6 protein-coding genes are annotated in these 6,826 nt (G+C 41.6%); 3 read left to right on the forward strand and 3 right to left on the reverse strand.

Annotation, left to right across the window (positions count from 1 at the left end; translation table 11 throughout):
- Positions 1–44 precede the first annotated feature (44 nt).
- The gene (locus F8S12_RS22035) at positions 45–2,009 is read right to left on the reverse strand and encodes a DCC1-like thiol-disulfide oxidoreductase family protein (protein WP_196518394.1); all 1,965 of its coding nucleotides are present in this window, start codon (positions 2,007–2,009) and stop codon (positions 45–47) included.
- A gap of 241 nt (positions 2,010–2,250) precedes the next feature.
- Between F8S12_RS22035 and F8S12_RS41715 the strand changes: the two genes are divergently transcribed.
- A complete protein-coding gene (locus F8S12_RS41715; protein WP_269144840.1) occupies positions 2,251–2,382 on the forward strand; it encodes a hypothetical protein in 132 nt (43 codons plus the stop codon).
- A 453-nt stretch (positions 2,383–2,835) separates the two neighbouring features.
- Here F8S12_RS41715 and F8S12_RS22040 read toward each other — a convergent pair whose 3' ends face one another.
- Positions 2,836–3,480 carry a DUF3318 domain-containing protein gene (locus F8S12_RS22040; RefSeq protein ID WP_196518395.1) on the reverse strand — a complete coding sequence of 215 codons (645 nt, stop codon included), beginning with the start codon at positions 3,478–3,480 and terminating at the stop codon, positions 2,836–2,838.
- A gap of 79 nt (positions 3,481–3,559) precedes the next feature.
- The gene (locus F8S12_RS22045) at positions 3,560–4,117 is read right to left on the reverse strand and encodes a hypothetical protein (RefSeq protein ID WP_196518396.1); all 558 of its coding nucleotides are present in this window, start codon (positions 4,115–4,117) and stop codon (positions 3,560–3,562) included.
- Positions 4,118–4,653: 536 nt separating this feature from the next.
- Between F8S12_RS22045 and F8S12_RS22050 the strand changes: the two genes are divergently transcribed.
- Together F8S12_RS22050 and F8S12_RS22055 are read left to right on the forward strand one after the other, a co-directional pair.
- On the forward strand, positions 4,654–5,730 hold the full coding sequence (locus F8S12_RS22050; protein WP_196518402.1) for an amino acid ABC transporter substrate-binding protein: 1,077 nt from the start codon (positions 4,654–4,656) through the stop codon (positions 5,728–5,730).
- A gap of 75 nt (positions 5,731–5,805) precedes the next feature.
- Positions 5,806–6,732: an amino acid ABC transporter permease gene (locus tag F8S12_RS22055; protein WP_196518397.1), complete on the forward strand. Its 927-nt coding sequence runs from the start codon at positions 5,806–5,808 to the stop codon at positions 6,730–6,732.
- Positions 6,733–6,826 lie beyond the last annotated feature (94 nt).

The raw sequence follows: 6,826 nt of genomic DNA on the forward strand, positions 1-6,826 counted from the left end.
CAAGGCAAAGCATGTGTTGTATGATTCGTTCCTAAGCCAATAATTTACAATTTCAGTTCATAGATTAGTGAGCGAGCAACCGGATTCTCTGATCGCTTTTCGGGATCACTCCATCTTGTAATGTTATAAAATTGAACTGATTTTGTTTGCTGGAGAGTAGGGTGATTACGGCTGATTGCTTGCCACAGGGAACTAACGTGTTGCTCTTTATCAATTGCATTTTTCGTCTTTTTAGTTGGGTAAAAAACATGTTTAGCTAAGGAATTAAACTTTACAGGCCCCATTTTTTTCTTAAAGTCTTTTAAATCAAAGGTGAGAAGCGCACCCGTTGCACTTAGAGGAACAACTTCGAGATTTTCTACTTGGGGACCTAAAATTTCCGAAAACGTTGGATAGCAGGCAAGTGGCCAACCTGCTGTTCTTTCAGTTAAACCTAATAGGCTATTGCCAATAATTAATAAAACAGCGAGAACTGTGAGTGCTTGCGAATAAATCGGTGGTTGGAAATTTCGTTTTTTAGTCTCAGGAATCTCAGCTTTAATTAAACTACAAGTACGAGAATCAGCAACACGCCGATAAATACGTTTACCAATCTCAGGTATGGGCCACACATACAGCAAAGGTAAAATCGGCCAGAAAATTGGTATGCGCGCTCCTATGACACGATAGGCGTTGTAACCCTTCCATGAGCGTCTTTGGAGAACTGCGTGCATATCAGCTAATAGCGCCTGGGAGTCTAACCAGAGAAGATTGTGGGTGGTTAGAGTTTCATCATTCAGCGCGTTGACAAATGTTAATCGGCCAAAAATATCAAATACTTTTAAAGTTGTGATTGTACGACGACAGAGTTTACAATTTCCGTCGTACACAACATACATATCTATGGGAAAAAGTCGATGCCCAATCCAATGAAAAATAGTATGCCAATCAAAGAAGGCGACGTAGCAAGTTTGGAGAAGTAAGAATTTAATATGCATTACCAGACCGATCATATTATGCAAAAGCAGCCCTCCAAAAGCTGCTATATATCGAGTTATCGGTAAGAATACTAGAAAAATAAAAGCTAACTCAAAACAGATTGAGCCAATAGCTGCCAGGCTAGATAAGGCCGGATACCCATCTAATCTTAACACCGGGTTCCAGCCATCTACTTGATACCACTCAAGCCATTTGGAAAATATTTGATATTTGAGATTGTCAGTAAATGCCCAATCAAAACCAGATTTCCATAATTTATGAAATCCTGGAAAGAAATAAATGATGCCAAATAAAAGCCAGACGAAACGTAACGGTAATGCATAAACTCTAGAAATACCGGGAGGTTCTATTTGACCACGATCGGCTCGTTTCCAGGCCATGAAAACAGCATCTAATGATAAGACATCGGCACATCGGCTAAGGGCTAAAATCGCACCAAACCATAATAAGTGATGGTAGTGGTCGACTTTACCAAAAAACTGGGGAATACCCAGAACGTAGAAACTGAGGATTACGGTCAGCCATGCTGAGGTACGAGTAAAAAGCCCAATCATGGCTGTAAATGAACAGATAATTAATAGCCAACAATTTGTCTGAGCTAGTGCTGCATTTATGGGAATATGGGAAAAGAGCCACCTTGAACCTAAAGGTAGAACCAGAAGCTCTTTAGGGAATTCACTTAACCAGACAATTTTAGAGAAATTGTGATTGACTTCCCCGAATATAGTTCCAAACAGAAATATCCGAAATATAGCCAGGTTAATGGGATATGTTGTTCCTGTAAAATATCCCCGAATTGTTTTTAGGACATGAGTGCGTTTCTGGACTCCCAAAACAAGGATTTGAATGCAAATGCCAATGAAGATGATTCTTGAAAGTTGGATTCGAGTTGCTACCTGATTGGGAAATAGGAGATACATCAACCAAATAGCTATAGGCCATATTAGAGCAAAATATGCATGAAAAAATACAGGTTTATGATGTTTATAAAGGCTCTGTATTTGTTCTTTTAAAGATGAGTTGAATTCCATAAGATTGCTACTTCCACTGCTGAAGATTTGGGTTTTTACTTATGTTGTTTAACTATACTATTATTAAGTTTTAAATCATTGTTGTGCAAATCTTGGTTAACCTAGCTAGCTGAAGGTAATTTTTGGTTGTTCCCAGCCTGCTAGTAGACAATATCATGAGAAATAATCTTACTAGCCAATACTTACCGACTTGAATGCGGTGCTTGAGGGTTGACATTCGCAGGAGCATATAAACTAATTGATGCCTGATGTGGGACAAACGCCTCTTCAAATTGATGAAGCCGAGGCTAGAGACGATCGCTATATTTGTGCCGAAGGTGAGCATTTCTCTCAGATGGAGGTAGTGAAAGTAGCGCAGAGATCGCCTTGTTAGAGACATTGATTCTGCAAGCGGTCAGCCAGTTTGCCGGCTAAACTTTTCATTACCTGGTTTGATGAATTTACCTGAAAAGTGATCTTTACTTTTTACAAAATTATTCTGTCGTTACAATACACTATTTTTGGCCACTTGGGATTAAATACACTTTTAGCTGAAACGGTTGTTTAGCTAAAATGCAGATGTGGTAAGGGTTATAAAAACTTTTCGATTTACTAATTGTGGAACTATTCAGACATTGAGCCAGAGACTCAATGAATGCATTCCCAGGCGGCAGCCCAGGAACGAGGAAAGCCTTATCAAGCTAGGTTTTTAGGAATTGTGTGTACACCGTAGCCGAGTCGGAGAGGGCAGACTTGAACTTTACAAGGCAGGGAGAGGTTCATCAAGCTCACGTTGATTTAGGTATTTTATGGGGTGGGCAATCACCACCCAACCTAATTTCGGTTTCTACAGCCCGCCCTCATCTGTAGTTTTAGATTTAGCTTTTGCTTTATTAGCACTGCGTTTGAGGGCAGAGAGTCTTGCTTCGTATCTCGACCGTTGGCGCTTACTAGGAGTATTGTCAATCAGGGTTTTTAAGGCGCTACCGAGACTCTTGTAGGCATTGGGGAGGCTATAACCAAAACGAGTTGCCAAAGCGATCGCTTTTTCATCAGCATTAAGCAATTCTTTTACTTGCTTTTCCCCATTATTCTTTTGGTACAGTCGCCAGCCTGACACACCACATAGCGACAAAGCTAATACCAGCAGCAATCCATCTTGTACCCACAATTCACCCACAGCACCACCTAAACCAATGGCTAGTGCTGCCATTTCCCAACCATCTTTAGGAATTGTGTCATTTTGAACACGAGCAACTTCATGCCAAAACAGCAAATTACGCTGATCCATTGCGAGGGCATCCCATTTCACCAAGTCAATTTGAATTTCTACCTGGTCTTTACCAATTTCTTCGCAACGAACCAGGGGTGGATTGACCTCAGTTGTGCCTTCAACTGTGACCCAGCTTTGCAATTCTGGCGGTAGTAAGCCTTTCAACCGCCGAAGTTCACTCATTTCCGCTTTGGCAGAGGAGGTTGCATAGGATGTCATAATATCCAGCCCCAGAAAATTTCAGTGTATATAGTGAGGGTATCACTTTGGAGTATAGCTATTTAAGTGATGATCCGTCTCACTCGCCCTTAAAACTTCCTCGGTTTTTTCGCGCTTCCATTGCTTTTTCCAGCAAATCTAGCAATCCTGGCGCTTCTTCTTGGATACTGAGTAGCAGTCTTTCCCCAAGTTCTATATTCCCCGGATCAATACCTGTTGCCATTACTTGTTTCAAGCGAGGTATCGCTATGCCATCCACAATCTGAATTAACCCACTCAGACAACGATGAAATTGCCTTTCTGTGAGAATGGAGTCTTCTAGAGGAAACTCAATAATGGCACGGATTTCGCCATCGGATGGGTCATATTCCCATTGCAACATTTTAGTTTCCCAGGAAATGGCAAGCATTGTCTGTAGGATAGCTCCCTTGTGAGGATGGTCTTGAATTCCTGCCAGAATTTGAGGGGCAAATACCCGAAAAAATTTTCCCTCTTCATCCAGCTGGACAACTATCAGGAAATCTTCTAGGTTATCAGCCTCCACACCTGTTATAATCCGGTCTTCTTCTTCATCCAAACGGTAATCCCAACCAAGGTTGTCTAAATAGTTGGCAATCTGTTTGAGGTTAGCTCCCATAAAAGCCTCATAAGGAACGTGGAGCAGCTGTTAACAGACCTAGTTTAACCTGCTAGGGGTAGTTGTTTGGGTTGGTGTGGCTACTTCTGATCACATAGAAGTATGCAATTGGGGCATTGGGCATTGAGGATAGGAAAAACAGATGATCATTCTGCGCTGTGAATGATATTTTTTGAAGGACTCTTACTCATTATTGAAGAAGTAATAATCACTTTTTTCCCAATCTTACCCAGTTAAGGATATAGCACTAACTCACTTAAATTTTAATATTCTCTTCTAGGTTTAATGAATGTATTGCTAGAGCAAGCATGGTGGCAGTACTTTAAATCAAACTCGAAAGTTAAAGCCAAGTTAAGATAATTTCTACATAGCATCTGAGGCTTTTGAAAATATAAGTAAAAACTTTAACTACCGTTTTTAAGGTTAATAAATATAGCACAGAGGCTGGTAAAGTTTAATATTACAACCAACAATCTGTTTTGACTGAATGATTGTAGTAAGCAATACATCTTTATTTTTTAGTAACTATGAAGTTTATGCGTAAATCAGCTTTAGCTCTAGCGATCGCACCCCTAGTTTTTGCGATCGCTGCTTGTGGTGGAGAGTCAGGACAAACAGGAAATACAGTTAGCACTCCAGGCAGTGCAGCCGCTCCAGCAACTCGAAATCGCTGGGATAGTATTAAAAGCCGTGGTCAGTTAATTTGCGGTGTCAGTGGGGAAGTACCAGGGTTTAGCTTTGTGGGAACTGATGGTAAATACAACGGCATCGATGTGGATGTTTGCCGCGCGATCGCAGCTGCTTTATTTGATAATCCAGATGCAATAGAATTTCGCAATCTTAATTCCAAAGAGCGATTTACAGCTTTGCAAACTGGGGAAGTAGACGTTCTCAGCCGTAATACTACCTGGACACTTAGTCGTGATACTTCAGTTGGTCTAGAATTTGCGCCCGTCGTCTTTTACGATGGTCAAGCCCTAATGGTTCGCAAAAATAGCGGCATTAAGTCCCTGGCAGAGTTGAAAAATAAAGCAATCTGCGTTCAAACTGGTACTACTACCGAACAGAACTTAACAGACCAAATGCGAAAACGGGGCATCACTTACAAACCCGTTGTCTTTGAAGACGTTAACGTTACCTTTGCTACCTATGCTGAAGGTCGTTGCGATGGCATTACAGCTGATCGTTCAGCATTGGTTTCTAGAGGCACAATTTTACCCAAACCAGAAGATAATGTGATTCTTGAGGAAGTTATTTCTTCAGAACCCCTTGCACCAGCTGTCGCCAAAGGAGATCCTAAGTTTGGTGATGCTCTCAAGTGGGTGGTTTATTCCCTGATAAAAGCTGAAGAGTTGGGTATTACTTCCCAGAATGTAGGACAGTTCGCTAGTAGTACTGATCCAGATATTAAGCGCTTTTTAGGAACAGAAGGCAACCTTGGTGAAGGACTTGGCTTAACAAACGATTTCGCAGCCAGAATAATTAAGCATGTTGGTAACTACGGCGAAATTTACGATCGCAACCTCGGCCCCAAGACAAAACTCAATCTAGCTCGCGGTCAAAATCAACTCTGGAGCAAAGGCGGACTGCTTTATTCTCCGCCGTTCCGGTGATGAGTGGGGAGTGGGGAGTGGGGAGCAGAATGATCTTCTCCCATGAAATGACCAATGACCAATGACTAATGACCAATGACCAATGACAAATTGCCTATATGGCGTGATAATCGCTTTTGGCGCATTGCTTTGCAATTAGTTGCCGTATTTTTAGCAGCAGTTGTGGTAGTAATACTGTGGGGCAACCTCAACCGCAATTTGCGGCAATTGGGTATTCAGTTTGGATTTGATTTTCTTAAGCAACAGGCATCTTTTGGTATTGGTGAAACGCTGATTACCTACAAACCAACTGACACCTACAGTTATGCTTTGTGGGTGGGGTTAATTAACTCTTTGCGGGTGGCGGTTGCAGGAATTTTTCTCACGACAATTGTGGGGGTAAGTGCTGGAATTGCGCGACTTTCTGACAACTGGCTAGTGCGGAATATCACTATGGTTTATGTGGAGATTTTCCGCAATACTCCCTTACTACTGCAACTGCTGTTTTGGTACTTTGCTGTTTTCCTCAGTTTTCCCAAAACAGAAAATAAGATATCTTTTTGGGGTTTTATTGGCGTTAGTCAAAGTGGCTTAGAATTCCCTTGGTTTACTTTATCCCCAGAGTTTTCAGCTTTGCTGTTGGGATTAACTTTTTACACGGGTGCGTTTATCGCTGAAATTGTCAGAGGTGGGATTCAATCAGTACCTAAAGGACAATGGGAAGCAGCGCGATCGCTAGGATTAAAACCAGGGTTGGTGATGCGGTTGGTGATTTTTCCCCAAGCTTTACGGGTAATAATTCCACCGTTGACGAGTCAATATCTTAATTTGACGAAAAATACCAGTTTAGCGATCGCGATCGGCTACCCCGATATTTATTTTGTCGCCTCCGCCACTTTTAACCAAACGGGGAAAGCCGTAGAAGTGATATTACTGATTATGCTTACCTATCTAATTCTCAGCTTGACTATTTCCGTAGCGATGAATTTGTTCAATCGCACTGTGCAAATTAAAGAGAGATGAGGAGGATGAGGGAAATGAAAGAGATGACAAAACAGTTAAGGCTGACACTTGAGCCTCTGAACTCGGAAGTTGCACCTCTGAACTCGGAAGTTGA

The sequence above is a fragment of the Nostoc sp. WHI genome, from assembly GCF_015714725.1.
GTDB lineage: Bacteria > Cyanobacteriota > Cyanobacteriia > Cyanobacteriales > Nostocaceae > Nostoc.

Coding starts and splice junctions, on each gene's coding strand:
- F8S12_RS22035 (WP_196518394.1), bottom strand. CDS start 2,009: ATGGAATTCAACTCATCTTTAAAAGAACAAATACAGAGCCTTTATAAA.
- F8S12_RS22040 (WP_196518395.1), bottom strand. CDS start 3,480: ATGACATCCTATGCAACCTCCTCTGCCAAAGCGGAAATGAGTGAACTT.
- F8S12_RS22045 (WP_196518396.1), bottom strand. CDS start 4,117: ATGGGAGCTAACCTCAAACAGATTGCCAACTATTTAGACAACCTTGGT.
- F8S12_RS22055 (WP_196518397.1), top strand. CDS start 5,806: ATGACCAATGACAAATTGCCTATATGGCGTGATAATCGCTTTTGGCGC.
- F8S12_RS41715 (WP_269144840.1), top strand. CDS start 2,251: ATGCCTGATGTGGGACAAACGCCTCTTCAAATTGATGAAGCCGAGGCT.
- F8S12_RS22050 (WP_196518402.1), top strand. CDS start 4,654: ATGCGTAAATCAGCTTTAGCTCTAGCGATCGCACCCCTAGTTTTTGCG.